At 70.7% G+C, this 15,006-nt stretch carries 14 protein-coding genes; 10 read left to right on the top strand and 4 right to left on the bottom strand.

Going from position 1 to position 15,006, the window contains the following annotated elements; genetic code table 11:
* The first annotated feature begins 90 nt into the window (after positions 1 to 90).
* The 5 genes from ABZX40_RS11300 to ABZX40_RS11280 all read left to right on the top strand — a co-directional run bounded on the left by ABZX40_RS11300 (position 91) and on the right by ABZX40_RS11280 (position 5,129).
* Complete coding sequence (locus ABZX40_RS11300; RefSeq protein ID WP_355741351.1) at positions 91 to 1,356, top strand: sugar ABC transporter substrate-binding protein; 1,266 nt, start codon at positions 91 to 93, stop codon at positions 1,354 to 1,356.
* Between the two features lie 158 nt (positions 1,357 to 1,514).
* A complete protein-coding gene (locus tag ABZX40_RS11295) occupies positions 1,515 to 2,369 on the top strand; it encodes a sugar ABC transporter permease (RefSeq protein WP_355741448.1) in 855 nt (284 codons plus the stop codon).
* Entirely contained in the window at positions 2,359 to 3,192 is an 834-nt protein-coding gene (locus ABZX40_RS11290; protein WP_355741353.1) for a carbohydrate ABC transporter permease, read from the top strand. The genes ABZX40_RS11295 and ABZX40_RS11290 overlap by 11 nt, the downstream gene beginning before the upstream one ends.
* A 189-nt stretch (positions 3,193 to 3,381) precedes the next feature.
* Complete coding sequence (locus ABZX40_RS11285) at positions 3,382 to 4,062, top strand: NUDIX domain-containing protein (protein WP_355741355.1); 681 nt, start codon at positions 3,382 to 3,384, stop codon at positions 4,060 to 4,062.
* 80 nt (positions 4,063 to 4,142) lie between these two features.
* A complete protein-coding gene (locus tag ABZX40_RS11280; protein ID WP_355741357.1) occupies positions 4,143 to 5,129 on the top strand; it encodes an aldo/keto reductase in 987 nt (328 codons plus the stop codon).
* Between the two features lie 24 nt (positions 5,130 to 5,153).
* Here the strand turns inward: ABZX40_RS11280 and ABZX40_RS11275 are convergent, their stop codons facing one another.
* On the bottom strand, positions 5,154 to 5,936 hold the full coding sequence (locus tag ABZX40_RS11275; protein ID WP_355741359.1) for a GntR family transcriptional regulator: 783 nt from the start codon (positions 5,934 to 5,936) through the stop codon (positions 5,154 to 5,156).
* A 250-nt stretch (positions 5,937 to 6,186) separates the two neighbouring features.
* On the opposite strand from ABZX40_RS11275, the gene ABZX40_RS11270 reads away from it, so the two are divergent.
* Genes ABZX40_RS11270 through ABZX40_RS11255 form a run of 4 tightly spaced genes read left to right on the top strand, consistent with a single transcriptional unit; the run spans position 6,187 to position 10,155 of the window.
* Positions 6,187 to 7,203: a sugar ABC transporter substrate-binding protein gene (locus tag ABZX40_RS11270; RefSeq protein WP_355741361.1), complete on the top strand. Its 1,017-nt coding sequence runs from the start codon at positions 6,187 to 6,189 to the stop codon at positions 7,201 to 7,203.
* Entirely contained in the window at positions 7,203 to 8,279 is a 1,077-nt protein-coding gene (locus ABZX40_RS11265; protein ID WP_355741363.1) for an ABC transporter permease, read from the top strand. The genes ABZX40_RS11270 and ABZX40_RS11265 overlap by 1 nt, the downstream gene beginning before the upstream one ends.
* An 8-nt stretch (positions 8,280 to 8,287) precedes the next feature.
* On the top strand, positions 8,288 to 9,247 hold the full coding sequence (locus ABZX40_RS11260; protein WP_355741365.1) for an ATP-binding cassette domain-containing protein: 960 nt from the start codon (positions 8,288 to 8,290) through the stop codon (positions 9,245 to 9,247).
* Positions 9,248 to 9,249: 2 nt separating this feature from the next.
* On the top strand, positions 9,250 to 10,155 hold the full coding sequence (locus ABZX40_RS11255; protein ID WP_355741367.1) for a sugar phosphate isomerase/epimerase: 906 nt from the start codon (positions 9,250 to 9,252) through the stop codon (positions 10,153 to 10,155).
* Positions 10,156 to 10,312: 157 nt separating this feature from the next.
* Here the strand turns inward: ABZX40_RS11255 and ABZX40_RS11250 are convergent, their stop codons facing one another.
* Positions 10,313 to 11,305, bottom strand: a complete 993-nt coding sequence (locus tag ABZX40_RS11250) for a DUF3068 domain-containing protein (RefSeq protein ID WP_355741450.1) — start codon at positions 11,303 to 11,305, stop codon at positions 10,313 to 10,315.
* A gap of 358 nt (positions 11,306 to 11,663) precedes the next feature.
* Here ABZX40_RS11250 and ABZX40_RS11245 point away from each other — a divergent pair, with 358 nt between their 5' ends.
* The gene (locus tag ABZX40_RS11245; RefSeq protein WP_355741369.1) at positions 11,664 to 13,046 is read left to right on the top strand and encodes a glutamate decarboxylase; all 1,383 of its coding nucleotides are present in this window, start codon (positions 11,664 to 11,666) and stop codon (positions 13,044 to 13,046) included.
* Positions 13,047 to 13,094: 48 nt separating this feature from the next.
* Here ABZX40_RS11245 and ABZX40_RS11240 read toward each other — a convergent pair whose 3' ends face one another.
* Both ABZX40_RS11240 and ABZX40_RS11235 read right to left on the bottom strand, forming a co-directional pair.
* A complete protein-coding gene (locus tag ABZX40_RS11240) occupies positions 13,095 to 14,099 on the bottom strand; it encodes a Gfo/Idh/MocA family oxidoreductase (RefSeq protein ID WP_355741371.1) in 1,005 nt (334 codons plus the stop codon).
* 95 nt (positions 14,100 to 14,194) lie between these two features.
* Positions 14,195 to 14,971 (bottom strand): SDR family oxidoreductase, encoded by a 777-nt coding sequence (locus tag ABZX40_RS11235; RefSeq protein ID WP_355741372.1) that lies wholly within the window; start codon positions 14,969 to 14,971, stop codon positions 14,195 to 14,197.
* Positions 14,972 to 15,006: the final 35 nt, after the last annotated feature.

Here is a 15,006-nt window from a genome sequence, read left to right as displayed (position 1 = left end):
ACCGAGTACCAAGGCACCCCCCATACCAAGCACCACCGCACCCCGCACCCCCCGCACCACCGCACCCGCACCACGAGAGGGACCCCGCACATGATCAGAACCAGAAAGGCGCTGACGGCCGTCGCCGTGACCACGGCGCTCACGCTCGGCGCGACCGCCTGTTCCGGGTCCGCGGCCGACACCCAGGACTCGGCGGTCCAGCTCCGGATGACGGTGTGGACCTCCGACGAGGCCCAGCTGAAGCTGCTGAACAGCATCGCCGCCGACTACCGCGCCGATCACCCCGACGTCGCGAAGATCACCTTCGAGTCCCTGCCGTTCGCCGAGTACAACACCACGCTCACCACCCAGATCGCCGGTGGCAACGCCCCCGACCTCGCCTGGATGGGCGATCTGTCCAGCGACCTCATCGCCTCCGACGCCCTCCTCGGTCTCACCGACAAGCTGAAGGCCACCCCGGGCTGGAAGTACGACGACCTGCTGGGCAGCGTCACCGCCGAGTTCAGCCGCGACGGCACCCTCTACGCCTACCCCTTCTCCAACTCGCCGTACGCCCTGTACGTGAACACCGATCTGCTGGCCGAGGCCGGGCAGGAGATCGATCCGGCCACCCTCACCTGGGACCAGGTCGCCGCCGCCGGAGCGGCCGTGAACGACAAGACCGGCAAGGCCGGGTTCGTCGTCCGCGACTTCGACTACAAGGCGTGGAACACGCTGGCCACGGTCTGGACCGGCTGGGGCGCGTCGGCCTGGAGCGAGGACGGCAAGACCTGCACCTTCGACAGCCCCGAGATGGAGGACGCCTTCACCTTCCTGCACGAGGCGGCGTTCACGACCCAGGCCATGCCCGGCCCCGGCACCACCGCCGACTTCTTCGCCGGTGACGCCGCCTTCACCGTCGCCCAGGTGTCCCGCGCCTCCCTGCTCACCGGCTCGTTCGACTTCGCCCTCCACCCCCTCCCCGAGGGCCCCGCCGGTGACTACGCGGTGCTCGGCCAGGCCGGGGTGGGTGTCCTGGCCTCCAGCCGGAACCCCGAGCAGGCCGCCGACTTCCTGGCCTATCTGACCAACCCGGCGAACGCCGAGAAGCTCGCCCAGTACTTCCCGCCGCCCCGAAAGTCCCTGCTAACCGGGGAGAAGCTCGCCGCGAACAACCAGGTCCTGAACGCCACCCAGCTCCAGGGCGCGGTGGTCGACCAGTTGCCGCAGGCCGTCACCCTGCCCAACCACGCCAACCCGGCCGAGATAGCCCAGAAGGGCAAGACCGCCCTGGACGCGATGTGGCAGCCGGACGCCGACATCCCGGCCGTACTGCGCTCGGTCTGCGCCGCGATCGAACCGATTCTGGTCAAGTGACCAGCGCACGCACCAGCGCACGGACCAGCCCACGGACCACGGCACGGACCGCCGTGCGGACCGCCGCGCCGGGCGACGGCCGGGCGGCGGCACCCGCCGCCCGGACCGCCGCCCGGTCGACCGGGCCACGCTTTTGGACCACCCGCCGCCGGGACACCCTGACCGGCTACCTCTTCATCCTGCCGCAGCTCGCCGGGGTGGCGGTGTTCGTATTGCTGCCGGTCGGGATGGCGATCTGGTACAGCCTCAACCAGCGGAACATCTTCACCGGCGAGCAGACCTTCGTCGGCGCCCGGCACTACGCCGCCCTCGCCGACGACCCGCAGCTCCCCGAGGTACTGCTGGCGACCCTGCTCTTCTCCGGCGGGGTGGTGGTCCTCAACATCACCCTCGGGCTGCTCATCGCCGTCCTGCTCAACCGCCGGTTCCGGGGGGTCACGTTCTTCCGGATGCTGTTCTTCTCCCCGGTGGTCGTCTCCGTGGTCGCCTGGACCCTGGTCTGGGGCTTCCTCCTCCAGGACAACGGCGGCATCAACGGCCTGCTGGCCACCGTCGGCATCGACGGCCCCAACTGGCTCCAGCGCGGCGACACCGCCATGGTGTCCGTGATCCTCACCCAGGTGGTCCGCAGCGTCGGCGTCAACGTGGTCCTCTTCCTCGCCGCCCTCCAGGGCGTCCCGCGCGAGCTGTACGAGGCGGCCCGTATCGACGGCGCGGGCAGCCGGGCGGTGTTCACCCGGATCACCCTGCCGCTGATCTCGCCGACGATCCTGCTGACCGTCATCGTCACGATCGTCGGGGCGCTCCAGTCCTTCGCCCAGATCGCCGTACTGACCGGCGGCGGACCGGAGCTGTCCACCACGGTCCTCGTCTACTACGTGTTCCAGCAGGCATTCGAGTTCAACGACATCGGCTACGGCTCGACGCTCGCCCTGATGCTGCTGTCCTTCGTCATGCTGCTCACCCTGCTGCAATGGCAGCTGCGCCGTAGGTGGGTGTTCTATGAGGACTGACCGAGCCCGTTCGGTCCTGTTGGTGCTGGCCCTCGCCGTGCTGGCGATCCCCTTCGTGGTACCGACCGTCTGGATGGTCGCGGCGTCGGTCAAGCCCCTCGCGGAGATCTTCCAGGCCCCGCCCTCGCTGTGGACCGACTCACCCACCCTGTCCGCGTACACCGAGGCGTTCAGCTTCCAGCCCTTCGCCCGGCAGTACCTCAACAGTGTCTATATCGCCGTCCTGGTCACCCTCATCACCTTGACGGTGTCCAGTCTGGCCGGGTACGCGTTCGCCCGGATCCGGTTCCCCGGGGCCAACGCCCTGTTCCTCGTGGTGCTGACCGGGATGCTGGTGCCGAGCGAAGTGACCATCGTGCCGCTGTTCCAGCTGTTCAAGTCGGCGGGACTGGTCAACACCCACTGGCCGCTGATCCTGGTGACCGCGCTGGCCGCGCCCTGTGTGCTGGCCACGTTCATCATGCGGCAGTTCTTCATCACCCTCCCCGTCGAACTGGAGGAGGCGGCCCGCCTCGACGGCCTCGGCCGCCCGGCGATCTGGTGGCGGATCTGTCTGCCGCTGGCCCGCCCGGCGCTGTCGGCGGTGGCGATCCTGACCTTCCTCGCCTCCTGGAACCTGTATCTGGAACCCACCGTCTACCTCACCTCACCCGATCTGTTCACCCTGCCCCAGGCACTGACCCGCTTCACCGACGCCTATGGCGGCCAGATGTGGAACACCCAGCTCGCCGCGGCCACCATGACCGTGCTGCCGATGCTGATCGTCTTCGTCGTGGCCCAGCGCCACTTCGTGGAGGGACTGTCCCACTCCGGGCTCAAATGACCCCGGGCCGCGCGTTCCACGGGGGAGGGGGCGGGCCGGGGCGGGCAGGCATGGGCCGGGATGTTAGAAAACGAGCATGGATCTCGCCCACACCCCTCTTCCCGGCCCCGCCTCCGCCCCCGCCCCTGTCCCTGCCCCCGCCTCCGGCCCCGTTTCAGCCCCCGCCCCCACCCCCGCCGCAGGTGCCCGATGACCGCCGGCGCCGACACCCCCGACAGCCGCGGTCGTACCGGACTGCACCGCACCGGACTCGACCTCGACCGCAACCCCCGGGTCAGGGTCCGGGACGTCCGGCTGCTGTCCAGCCACTGGTACGTGGAGCGGGCCACCACCTTCGACCTCCGGCGTGCCGACGGCACCTGGAGCACCCAGCAGCGCGAGACCCATGACCGGGGCAACGGCGCCACCATGCTGCTGTACTCCGCCGAGCGCGGAACGGTCCTGCTCACCCGGCAGTTCCGGTTCCCGGCGTATGTCAACGGGCACCCCGACGGCATGCTGATCGAGACCCCCGGCGGACTCCTCGACGACGAGGACGAGCACCCGGAGCTGGCCGTGCGGCGCGAGGTGGTGGAGGAGACCGGGCACACCATCGGCGCGGTCCGCCATGTCTTCGACGTCTATATGAGCCCGGGTTCGGTCACCGAGCGGGTCGGTTTCTACGCCGCCGAGTACGGGGCCTCGACCCGCACCCACGAGGGCGGCGGACTGGACGAGGAGGGCGAGGACATCGAGATCCTCGAACTGCCCTTCCGGCGGGCCCTGGCGATGATCCGCTCGGGGGAGATCGCCGACGCCAAGACGATCATGCTGCTCCAGTGGGCGGCACTGGAGGGCCCGTTCGCGGGAGACCGCCCCGAAGCTCCTTGACTTGAAGAGCGCTTCAACGACCAGACTCCCTTTCGAGCCCGGACAACCCGGCTCGATTGGGAAGGATGGCAAGAATCCCCATGAAATACCGCACGATCGGCACCGACCCGGCCCATCGCCGTGAGGTGAGCGTCCTCGCGCTGGGCGCGATGCTGTTCGGCTCCCGCATCGACGAGGCCACCTCGTTCGCCGTGCTCGACCGCTATGCCGAGGCCGGCGGCACCTTCATCGACACCTCCGACAACTACGCCTTCTGGGAGGACGGCGGCCAGGGCGGGCAGAGCGAGGAACTCCTCGGCCGCTGGCGGCGCAGCCGGGGCGTCGGCGACGAGATCGTCATCGCCACCAAACTGGGCGCCCGCCCCCTCGCCCCCGGCACCTCGTTCACCGACGACCCCGAGGGCCTGTCCGCCAAGGTGATCCGCGAGTCCGCCGAGCGCAGCCGGGAGCGGCTCGGCGTCGAGAAGCTGGACCTGCTCTACGCCCATATCGAGGACCGGACCGTCCCGCTGGAGGAGACCGTCGAGGGGTTCGCGGCGCTGGTCGCCGAGGGCACCGTCGGACTGCTCGGCGTCAGCAACCACGCCATCTGGCGGGTGGAGCGCGCCCGCGCGCTGGCCGCCGCCGCGGGACTGCCCGGCTATGAGGTGCTCCAGTACCAGCACAGCCTGCTCCGCCCCCGCTACGACGTGCCCAGCGAGATGTTTCCGGAGGGCAGCCTCGGGCACGCGGGCGCCGAACTGGCCTCGTATCTGCGGGCCGAGCCGGACCTCACCCTCGTCGCGTACTCACCGCTGCTGGCCGGCGCGTACACCCGGGACGACAAGCCGCTGCCCGCGGACTACGACCACCCGGGCAACCCGGTGCGGCTGGCCGCGCTGCGGGAGGTGGCCCGGGAGACCGGCGCCACCCTCAACCAGGTGGTGCTGGCCTGGCAGCTCGCCTCGGAACCGCCGATCCTGCCGCTCGCCGGGGCCTCCTCGGTGGCCCAGTTGGAGGAGAACCTCGCTGCGGTCGACCTGGAGCTGACCGAGGACCAGCGGGCCCGGCTCGACGGGGCGCACTGAGGAGCCGGTCGGCCCGTGGGCCGGTCAGCCCCGGACGAGGAGCTGGAAGTCGAAGGCGTAGCGGGACGCCCGGTAGATATGGGTGCCGTACTCCACCGGGCGGCCGGTGACGTCATAGGCGGTGCGGCGCATGGTGAGGAGGGCGGCTCCCGGGGGCTCGTCGAGCAGGAGGCCCTCCTCGGGGGTCGCGGAGCGGGCGCCGACCGTCTGATGGGCGCTGTGCAGGGTGATGCCGGCGGTGCGCAGGGCGCGGTAGAGGCCGGTGGCCTCCAGGCGGAGGGTCTCGGGGGTGAGGACGTCCGTCGGGAGGTAGTTGACGAGGAAGGCGACCGGGAGGTCATGGGTGAGCCGGAGCCGTTCGAGGAGGGTGACCGGGGTGCCCTCGGGGAGGCCGAGGGCGCTGGCCGCCTCGGCGGGGGCGGGGACCGGCTCGTTGCGCAGCACGCGGGTGGTGGGCTGCTGGCCGGCCGCCTCCAGGTCGTCGTAGAGGCTGCTCAGTTCCAGGGGGCGTTTCACCTTGCGGTGGACGACCTGGGTGCCGACGCCGCGGCGGCGGACCAGCAGGCCCTTGTCGACCAGGGACTGGATGGCCTGGCGGACCGTGGGCCGGGACAGACCCAGGCGGCCGGAGAGATCGACCTCGTTGCCGAGGAGATTGCCCGGGGGCAGTTCCCCGCGCTCGATCGCGGCCTCCAACTGCTGGGCGAGCTGGTGATAGAGGGGCACCGGACTCGCCCGGTCCAGCGTGAAGTCCAGTGATGCGAGGGCGGAGACGGACGGGACGGACGGGGCTCCGGTCGTCGCCACGGGGGCACCTCCTCGGCGGGGTACTCGACGTCCTGAGAGCTAAAGGCCGGAGGGGGAGCCTTGTCAAGGCTTTGTACTTACATTCGGACCTTGTTCTGCAATGATGTCCTAACAAAGTATTGACAGCGGGCGCCTGAGGGGATTTGATCCCGGGCACCGGGTTCTCCGAGACCCCGCCGACCTGGTCGGCACCCCCGTGGACCCGGTCGCCCCTTCCTTTTCCCCGGCCGCACAGTGAGGTGCAGCAACGATGGACCGCTCCGCTCGCTCCCGCAGAATCACCCCCGCCCTCGCCGTGGCCGCGGCGGCGGCCCTCGCCCTCGCGGGCTGCTCCAGCGGCTCCGGCGGCAAGAAGGCCGAGGAGACGGCGGGGGAGGGAGCCGCCGCGGGCAAGGCCACCACCCCCCGGATGACCGTCGCCCTGGTCACCCACCAGGCACCCGGCGACACCTTCTGGGACATCGTCCGCAAGGGCGCCCAGGCCGCCGCCGACAAGGACAACGTCAAACTCGTCTACTCCGCCGACCCCAACGCCGGCAACCAGGCCAACCTGGTGCAGAACGCCATCGACCAGAAGGTCGACGGGATCGCCGTCACCCTCGCCAAGCCCGACGCCCTCAAGGGCGTCCTCGACAAGGCGCGCGAGGCCGGGATACCCGTGGTCGGACTCAACTCCGGTCTCAGCGACTGGAAGGACCTCGGCCTGATGTCGTTCTTCGGCCAGGACGAGACCGTCGCGGGCGAGGCCCTCGGCAAGCGGCTCAACGCGGACGGCGCGAAGAACGTCGTCTGTGTCATCCAGGAGCAGGGCAACGTCGGCCTCACCCAGCGCTGCGACGGAGTGAAGAAGACCTTCACCGGCACCACCGAGATCCTCAACGTCAACGGCACCGACATGCCGTCCGTGAAGTCCACCATCACCGCCAAGCTCACCGAGAACACCGCCGTCGACCATGTCGTCACCCTCGGCGCCCCGTTCGCGCTGACCGCCGTGCAGTCGGTGGACGAGGCGGGCAGCTCGGCCAAGGTCGCCACCTTCGACCTCAACAAGCAGCTCACCGGCGCCATCGCCGCCGGTGACATCGAGTTCGCCGTCGACCAGCAGCCCTACCTCCAGGGCTACCTCGCCGTCGACGGACTGTGGCTCCACAAGAACAACGGCAACTACAGCGGCGGCGGCGAGCAGCCCGTGCTCACCGGTCCGGCCTTCGTCGACAAGACCAATGTCGAGGCCGTCGCCGCCTTCGCCGAGAAGGGCACCCGGTGATGAGTACGACCCCGCAGGCCGCACCGGCGGTGAGCACACCGCCGGTCCCCGGCCCCCGCCCCGCCGACGGCCGCACCCGGCAGCGCCCGCTCGCCCTGCGGCTGCTCGCCCGGCCCGAGATCGGGGTGTTCCTCGGCGCGGTCGCCGTCCTGGTCTTCTTCCTGATCGCCGCGCCCTCGGTCCGCCAGGGCGGCTCGATGGCCACGATCCTCTACCAGGCGTCCACCATCGGCATCATGGCCCTGCCGGTCGCGCTGCTGATGATCGGCGGCGAGTTCGATCTGTCCGCCGGGGTCGCCGTCATCACCTCCGCGCTCACCGCGAGCATGCTCAGCTACCAGCTGACGATGAACGTCTGGATGGGCGTGATCGCCGCCCTCGTCGTCTCCGTCGGGGTCGGCGCGTTCAACGGCTGGATGCTGATGAAGACCGGGTTGCCCAGCTTCCTGATCACCCTGGGCACCTTTCTGATCCTCCAGGGCGTGAACCTCGCCGTCACCAAATGGGTCACCGGCAATGTCGCCACCGACGACATCTCGAACATGGACGGCTTCGAGCAGGCCAGGGCCCTCTTCGCCTCCTCCTTCGAGCTCGGCGGCGTCCAGGTGAAGATCACCGTGGTGTGGTGGCTGGTCTTCGCGGCCCTGGCGACCTGGGTCCTGCTGCGCACCCGGTACGGCAACTGGATCTTCGCCGTCGGCGGCAACAAGGACTCCGCGCGGGCCGTCGGCGTCCCGGTCACCTTCACCAAGATCAGCCTGTTCATGCTGGTCGGCGTCGGCGCCTGGTTCATCGGCATGCACAATCTGTTCTCCTTCAACACCGTGCAGTCCGGCGAAGGCGTCGGCCAGGAACTCATCTACATCGCCGCGGCCGTCATCGGCGGCTGCCTCCTCACCGGCGGCTACGGCTCGGCCATCGGCCCGGTCTTCGGCGCCTTCATGTTCGGCATGGTCAACCAGGGCATCGTCTACGCCGGGTGGAACCCCGACTGGTTCAAGGCGTTCCTCGGTGTGATGCTGCTCGGGGCCGTGCTCATCAATCTGTGGGTCAGCCGTACGGCGACCCGGAGGTGACGGAAGAAATGACCAGCAACGCCGCCGGCACCCACGGGGCCGTCCTCCCCGACACCCCGCCCGACCCGGACCGCCCCCTGGTGGAACTGCGCGCCGCGGGCAAGTCCTACGGCAACATCCGCGCCCTGCACGGCGTCGATCTCGCCGTCCACCCCTCCCGGGTGACCTGCGTCCTCGGCGACAACGGGGCCGGAAAGTCCACCCTGATCAAGATCGTCTCGGGGCTGCACCAGCACACCGAGGGCGACTTCCTGGTCGACGGTGAGCCCGTCCGCTTCTCCAGCCCCCGCGAGGCTCTGGACCGCGGGATCGCCACCGTCTACCAGGATCTGGCGACCGTGCCCCTGATGCCGGTCTGGCGCAACTTCTTCCTCGGCTCCGAGCTGACCCGCGGCCCCTGGCCCGTCCGCCGCCTCGACATCGCCCGGATGAAGGCCACCGCCGACGAGGAACTGCGCAACATGGGCATCGTCCTCGACGACCTCGAACAGCCCATCGGCACCCTCTCCGGCGGCCAGCGCCAGTGCGTCGCCATCGCCCGCGCCGTCCACTTCGGCGCCCGGGTGCTCATCCTGGACGAGCCGACCGCCGCCCTCGGCGTCAAGCAGTCCGGGGTGGTGCTGAAGTACATCGCCGCCGCCCGCGACCGCGGCCTCGGCGTCATCTTCATCACCCACAATCCCCACCACGCCTATATGGTCGGCGACCACTTCAGCGTGCTGCGGCTCGGCACCCTCGAACTCTCCGCCGACCGCAGCGAGGTCAGCCTGGAGCAGCTCACCAACCATATGGCGGGCGGCGCGGAACTCGCCGCGCTCAAGCACGAGCTGTCCCAGGTCCGGGGCGTCGACGTCAACGAACTCCCGGACGCGGCCCCTGGCACCGACCCGGCCACCGCCTCCACCACCGACCCCACCACCAACCGCTCCACCGGCCCCTCCAGCGGCCCCACCGAAGGGAAGTCCTGACCATGCCCGCCGCCGCACTCGACCGGATCAGGGTCGGCTCGGCCCCCGACTCCTGGGGCGTCTGGTTCCCCGACGACCCCCAGCAGGTCCCCTGGCAGCGCTTCCTGGACGAGGTCGCGGACGCCGGCTACTCCTGGATCGAACTCGGCCCCTACGGCTACCTCCCCACCGACCCCGCCCGCCTCACCGACGAGATCGCCCGGCGCGACCTCAAGGTCTCCGCCGGAACCGTCTTCACCGGACTGCACCGCGGCCCCGCCGTCTGGGACACCACCTGGCAGCATGTCAGCGAGGTCGCCGCGCTCACCCAGGCCATGGGCGCCCGGCATCTCGTCGTCATCCCGTCCTTCTGGCGCGACGACAAGACCGCCGAGATCCTGGAGCCGGCCGAGCTGACCGCCGAGCAGTGGGGCCATCTCACCCGGGGCATGGAACGCCTCGGACGCGAGGTCCGCGACACCTACGGCCTGGACATCGTCGTCCACCCACACGCCGACACCCATATCGACACCGAGGCCCATGTCGAGCGCTTCCTCGACGCCACCGACCCCGGCCTGGTCGGCCTCTGCCTGGACACCGGGCACTACGCCTACTGCGGCGGCGACAGCGTCAAGCTGATCGAGACCTACGGTGAGCGCATCGGCTATCTCCACCTCAAGCAGGTCGACCCCGACATCCTCGCGGACGTGGTGGCGGACGGCGTCCCCTTCGGCCCGGCGGTCGCGCGCGGGGTGATGTGCGAGCCGCCGTCCGGCGTGCCGGAGCTGGAGCCGGTGCTGGTTGCCGCGCAGCGGCTCGGGGTGGAGCTGTTCGCGATCGTGGAGCAGGACATGTACCCGTGCGAGCCGGACGCTCCGCTGCCGATCGCTGTTCGGACGCGCAAGTTCCTGCGGTCTTGCGGGGCGTGAGGGGGGTCTTACGGTACGGGTGCGGGGTGGGGTGCGGGTGCGTGGGGGCTGGTCGCGCAGTTCCTCCCCCAGAGGGGGTACCCCCAGCGCCCCTGAATGCCCTGGCGGCAGCGCCGGTCTTCCCCACCGGCCCGCACCCGCGACGGACAAGGTCAGATCACGCCGGACCCGGAGTGAACCGGGGATGCGTGTCCTCCTCCACCGGCACCGGAGGGCCACCGCGTCGCCACGCCAGCCGGAACACCCCCACCGCCGTCAGCAGCGCGCCCGCGGCCCCCGCGCCGATCGGGACCGTCACCCCGACCGCCCGCAACTGCCCCGCGTCCGCCTCCGCGCGGTCCACCGCGAACTGCTGGGTGTCAGGGGTGAACGCCAGCTTCTCCACATCCAGCAGGGTCACCGCGTCGTCCTCGGAACCCGGCGCCCGCAGGGTGCGCCTGGGGCCCAGTTCGGCGTAGAGCGTGCGGCCGGTCGCCTGGTCCACGACCAGCTTGATGCCCTGGTTGGAGTACCACTCCTCGGCCAGGATCTGCGGTGACTCCGTACGCCCCACCAACGCGCCCGGCACCTGCCGGGTGCCCACCTTCATCGGGGCGACCTCCCCGGTGAACGCCAGCCCCTCGTAGCCGCGCACCTTCTCGGGGCCCTCGTAGCGGAGCATCACCGTGGTGTCGCCGGTGCTGTCCCACCAGCGGTAGGACCGCTCCTGCACATCGAACGGGAACTTCAGATACGCCTCGCCCTCGTGGTACGGCTGCTCGTCGCAGCAGTGCACGGGCTCGTTGGTGCGCCGGTCGGTGACCCAGCGGGCGGTGGCGAAGTCCAGCGCGTCATGGGGATCGGCGGCCGGCAGCGAGGCATCGGTGTCGACGGTGGTCACCACGTCCCACACCGCCGCGTCGGCCCGCTCACTGGCCGCCACATCACCCCGCACCCGCTGGGTGACCGTGATCGCCTGGTTCTCCAGCGTCTTCGCCTCACCGGTGTCGAAGTAGCTGCCGCTGCCCTTGTAGACCGCCGTCACATCGATGTCGATCGGGTTCACCGCGGCCCGCGGCTTCACGTACCAGACCAGCATCGGCGCGAGCACCAGCAGAAACACCCCGATGCCCAGCAGGACCAGGGGGAGGGGTGAGACACTCCGGCGCATCCGCTGCTCCCGTTCGACGTTCGACTCGGCATTCGGCATTCGGCATTCGGCTGACGTGGCGACACGTGGCGATACGTGACGACGCTGCCCGCAGACCGTAGGAGCACCCCCGGGGGCGCGTCTACGCACCTGGATGACAAAACGGGGGCCAATGCGGGGGGACCGCCCGCCGTCCGCCCCTCGTCCGGATGCGCCCGGCGCGCGGGAGGGCGTGCGGCGTGGCAGATTCCGGAGTGCGGTCCGGTGCCCGGCGGGCGGCGGGCGGCGGACCGAGCCGCGCGGACCGGCGGCCGGCCGGGGCCCGCGAAGCGCCGGGACGATCCGAACCACAGGCCCTAGCTGCCCGGGGGTGGCCCTCATGGCTCTGCACCAGACCAACCGCGACGACGACATCCCCTTCGACGATGTCTACTCGCTGCCCATCAGCGGGCGCGAGCTGCCGAAGTACCAGATGCCCCGGGGGGTGTCCGACGCGCGGGCGGTGAAGGCGCTGATCCATGACGAGCTGACCCTGGACGGCAACGCCTCGCAGAACCTCGCCACGTTCTGCACCACCTGGGCCGAGCCCGAGGTGCACGCCCTGATGGACGAGTGCCTGGACAAGAACATGATCGACAAGGACGAGTACCCGCAGACCGCCGAGATCGAGAACCGCTGCGTCCATATGCTCGCCGACCTCTGGAACTCACCCGAGGGCGCCCGCACCCTCGGCTGCTCCACCACCGGCTCCAGTGAGGCGTGCATGCTCGGCGGCCTCGCCCTGAAATGGCGCTGGCGCGAGCGGCGCCGGGCCGCCGGAAAGCCCACCGACCGGCCCAATCTGGTCACTGGACCGGTCCAAGTGTGCTGGGAGAAGTTCGCCCGCTACTTCGATGTCGAACTGCGCCAGGTACCGCTGGAACCGGACGCCCTGGGCCTGCGCGCCCACCAGCTGAGCGACTACGTCGACGAGAACACCATCGGGGTCGTCGCCATCCTCGGCGTCACCTACACCTGCGTCTACGAGCCGGTCGCCGAGATCGCCGCCGAACTCGACCGCCTCCAGCGGGAGACCGGCCTCGACATCCCGATCCATGTCGACGGGGCCAGCGGTGCCTTCGTCGCCCCGTTCCTCCAGCCCGACCTGGTCTGGGACTTCCGGCTGCCCCGGGTGGCCTCCATCAACGCCTCCGGCCACAAGTACGGCATGGCCCCGCTCGGCGTCGGCTGGATCGTCTGGCGCGAGGCCGACCTCCTCCCCGACGAACTGGTGTTCCGGGTCGACTACCTCGGCGGCGACCTGCCCACCTTCGCCCTGAACTTCTCCCGCCCCGGCGGCGAGGTCGTCGCCCAGTACTACAATCTGCTGCGACTCGGCCGCGAGGGCTACACCCAGGTCCACGGCTCCTGCGCCACCACCGCCCAGATGCTGGCCGGGAAGCTGCGCGAGATGGGCCCGTTCACCGTGCTGCACGACGGGCGCGACGCCCTCCCGGCCGTCTCCTGGACCCTCACCGACCCCGCCGCCACCGCTTTCACCCTCTACGACCTCACCGACCAGCTCCGCCGCCGCGGCTGGCAGGTCCCGGCCTACCCGCTGCCCGCCAGCCGGGACGGCACGGTCATCGCCCGCGTCCTGGTCCGGCACGGCATCGGCTACGACAAGGTGGTGCTGCTGGCCGAGGACATCCGCAAGGCCGTCGACCAGCTCTCCGAGGGCCGGGCGGCCCATGTGGCGGAACAGCCCGGGTTCCACCACTGACGCCGGTCCCCTGATCCCGGGAGAGTGTTCAGCTCCCTGGAGAAACGTTCAGCCCAGCCGTACCTCGTCGATCCGCACCGGCCGGTGCTCGTGCAGCGACAGGGTGCACGCCTCCGCGATCCAGCCCGCCTCCAGCGCGTCGGCGACCGTGCACGGCGACGGCCGGGTACCCGCCACCACCTCCGTGAACGCGGTCAGCTCGGCCCGGTAGGCGGCGGTGAACCGGTCCATGAAGAAGTCGTACGGCACCCCCGCAGGGAACGACACGCCGGGCTCCGCCGACCGCAGCGGCAGCCGGTCCTCCAGCCCGACCGCGAGCGAGTCCGCGAATCCGTGCAACTCCATCCGGACGTCGTACCCCCGCCCGTTGTGGCGGCTGTTGGACACCACCGCGATCGTGCCGTCGTCCAGGGTGAGCACCGCGCCCGTGGTGTCGGCGTCCCCGGCCGCCCGGATGTAGTCCGCGCCCCGGTTGCCGCCGACCGCGAACACCTCGGTGACCTCCCGGCCGGTCACCCAGCGGATGATGTCGAAGTCGTGCACCGAGCAGTCCCGGAAGATCCCGCCCGAGGCCGCCACATACCCGGCGGGCGGCGGCGCCGGATCCAGCGTCGTGGACCGCACGGTGTGCAGGGTGCCCAGCTCACCGGCGCGCACCGCGTCCCGCGCCGCCGTGAACCCGGCGTCGAAACGCCGGTTGTACCCGATCTGCACCGGGACGCCGGAGCCGTCGATGTCCTTCAGCACGGTGACGCCCTCGGCCATCGTGCGGGCCACGGGCTTCTCGCAGAACACCGGCACGCCCGCGTGCACCGCCGCGCGGATCAGACCGGGGTGGGCGTCGGTCGCGGCGGCGATCACCACGCCGTCCACCCCGGCGGCGAGCATCGCCTCCGGCGAGTCCGCGACGCGCGCGCCGAACCGCTCGGCGGCGGACCGTGCCGCGTCCGCGACGGGATCGGTGACGACGAGCGAGGTGACCGCGTCCAGCCCGGACAGGGTCTCGGCGTGGAAGGCGCCGATCCGGCCGAGGCCGAGTACTCCGATACGCATGGGGGTGCCGCTCCTTGCTGATGGGGGGTCGTACGGGTGGAGAGGGTGGTACGGGTGGAGAGGGTCGTGCAGGTGAACGGGGTCGATGGGCGGGGTCAGTCCAGGGCGCCCAGGACGTTCTGGTCCCAGTCGATGACCGACCCGGTCACCACCCCGGACCGGTCGGACAGCAGGAACACCACGAAGTCCGCGATCTCGTCTGGCTGCCCGAGCCGGCCCATCGGCAGCCGGGTGGCGGCCCGCTCGCGCCAGTCGTCGCCCGCCGCGTGGAAGGCGCGCTGGGTGGCGTCCTCGCCCTCCGTCGCCGTCCAGCCGATGTTCAGGCCGTTGATCCGGATCCGGTCCCAGCGGTGGGCGTGGGCGGCGTTGCGGGTCAGCCCGATCAGCCCGGCCTTGGCGGCGACATAGGGAGCCAGGAACGGCTGCCCGCCGTGCGCGGAGGACGTGATGATGTTGACGATCGTGCCGGGCGCCTCCCGCGCCACCATGTCCGCCACCGCGGCCTGCATGGTGAAGAAGGGCGCCTTCAGATTGATCGCCACATGGGCGTCGAACAGCTCGGGCGTGGTGTCGAGCAGGGTGCCCCGCGAGGTCAGCCCCGCCGAGTTGACCAGGCAGTCGATCCGCCCGAACGCCTCCACGGTCCGCGCCACCGACCCCTTCGCCTGCCCGGGATCGGCGAGATCGGCCTGTACGAACAGGGCCTTGCCGCCCGCCTCGGTCAGTTCGGCCACCAGCGCCTCGCCCGGCCCGGTCCGCCGCCCGGACACGGCGACCACCGCACCCGCCCGTACGGCGGCCCGCGCGACGGCGGCACCGACGCCCTGGCTGCCGCCACCGACCAGTACGACCTTGTCGTCCAGAAGTCCCACGGTCCTGTCCGTCCTCTCAGTTTTCACGGCGTTCG

The organism is Streptomyces sp. NPDC004610, from assembly GCF_040609715.1.
Classification (GTDB): Bacteria; Actinomycetota; Actinomycetes; order Streptomycetales; family Streptomycetaceae; genus Streptomyces.
Note: the sequence above shows the minus strand (reverse complement) of the source record. Positions and strands in the feature narration are given on the sequence as shown.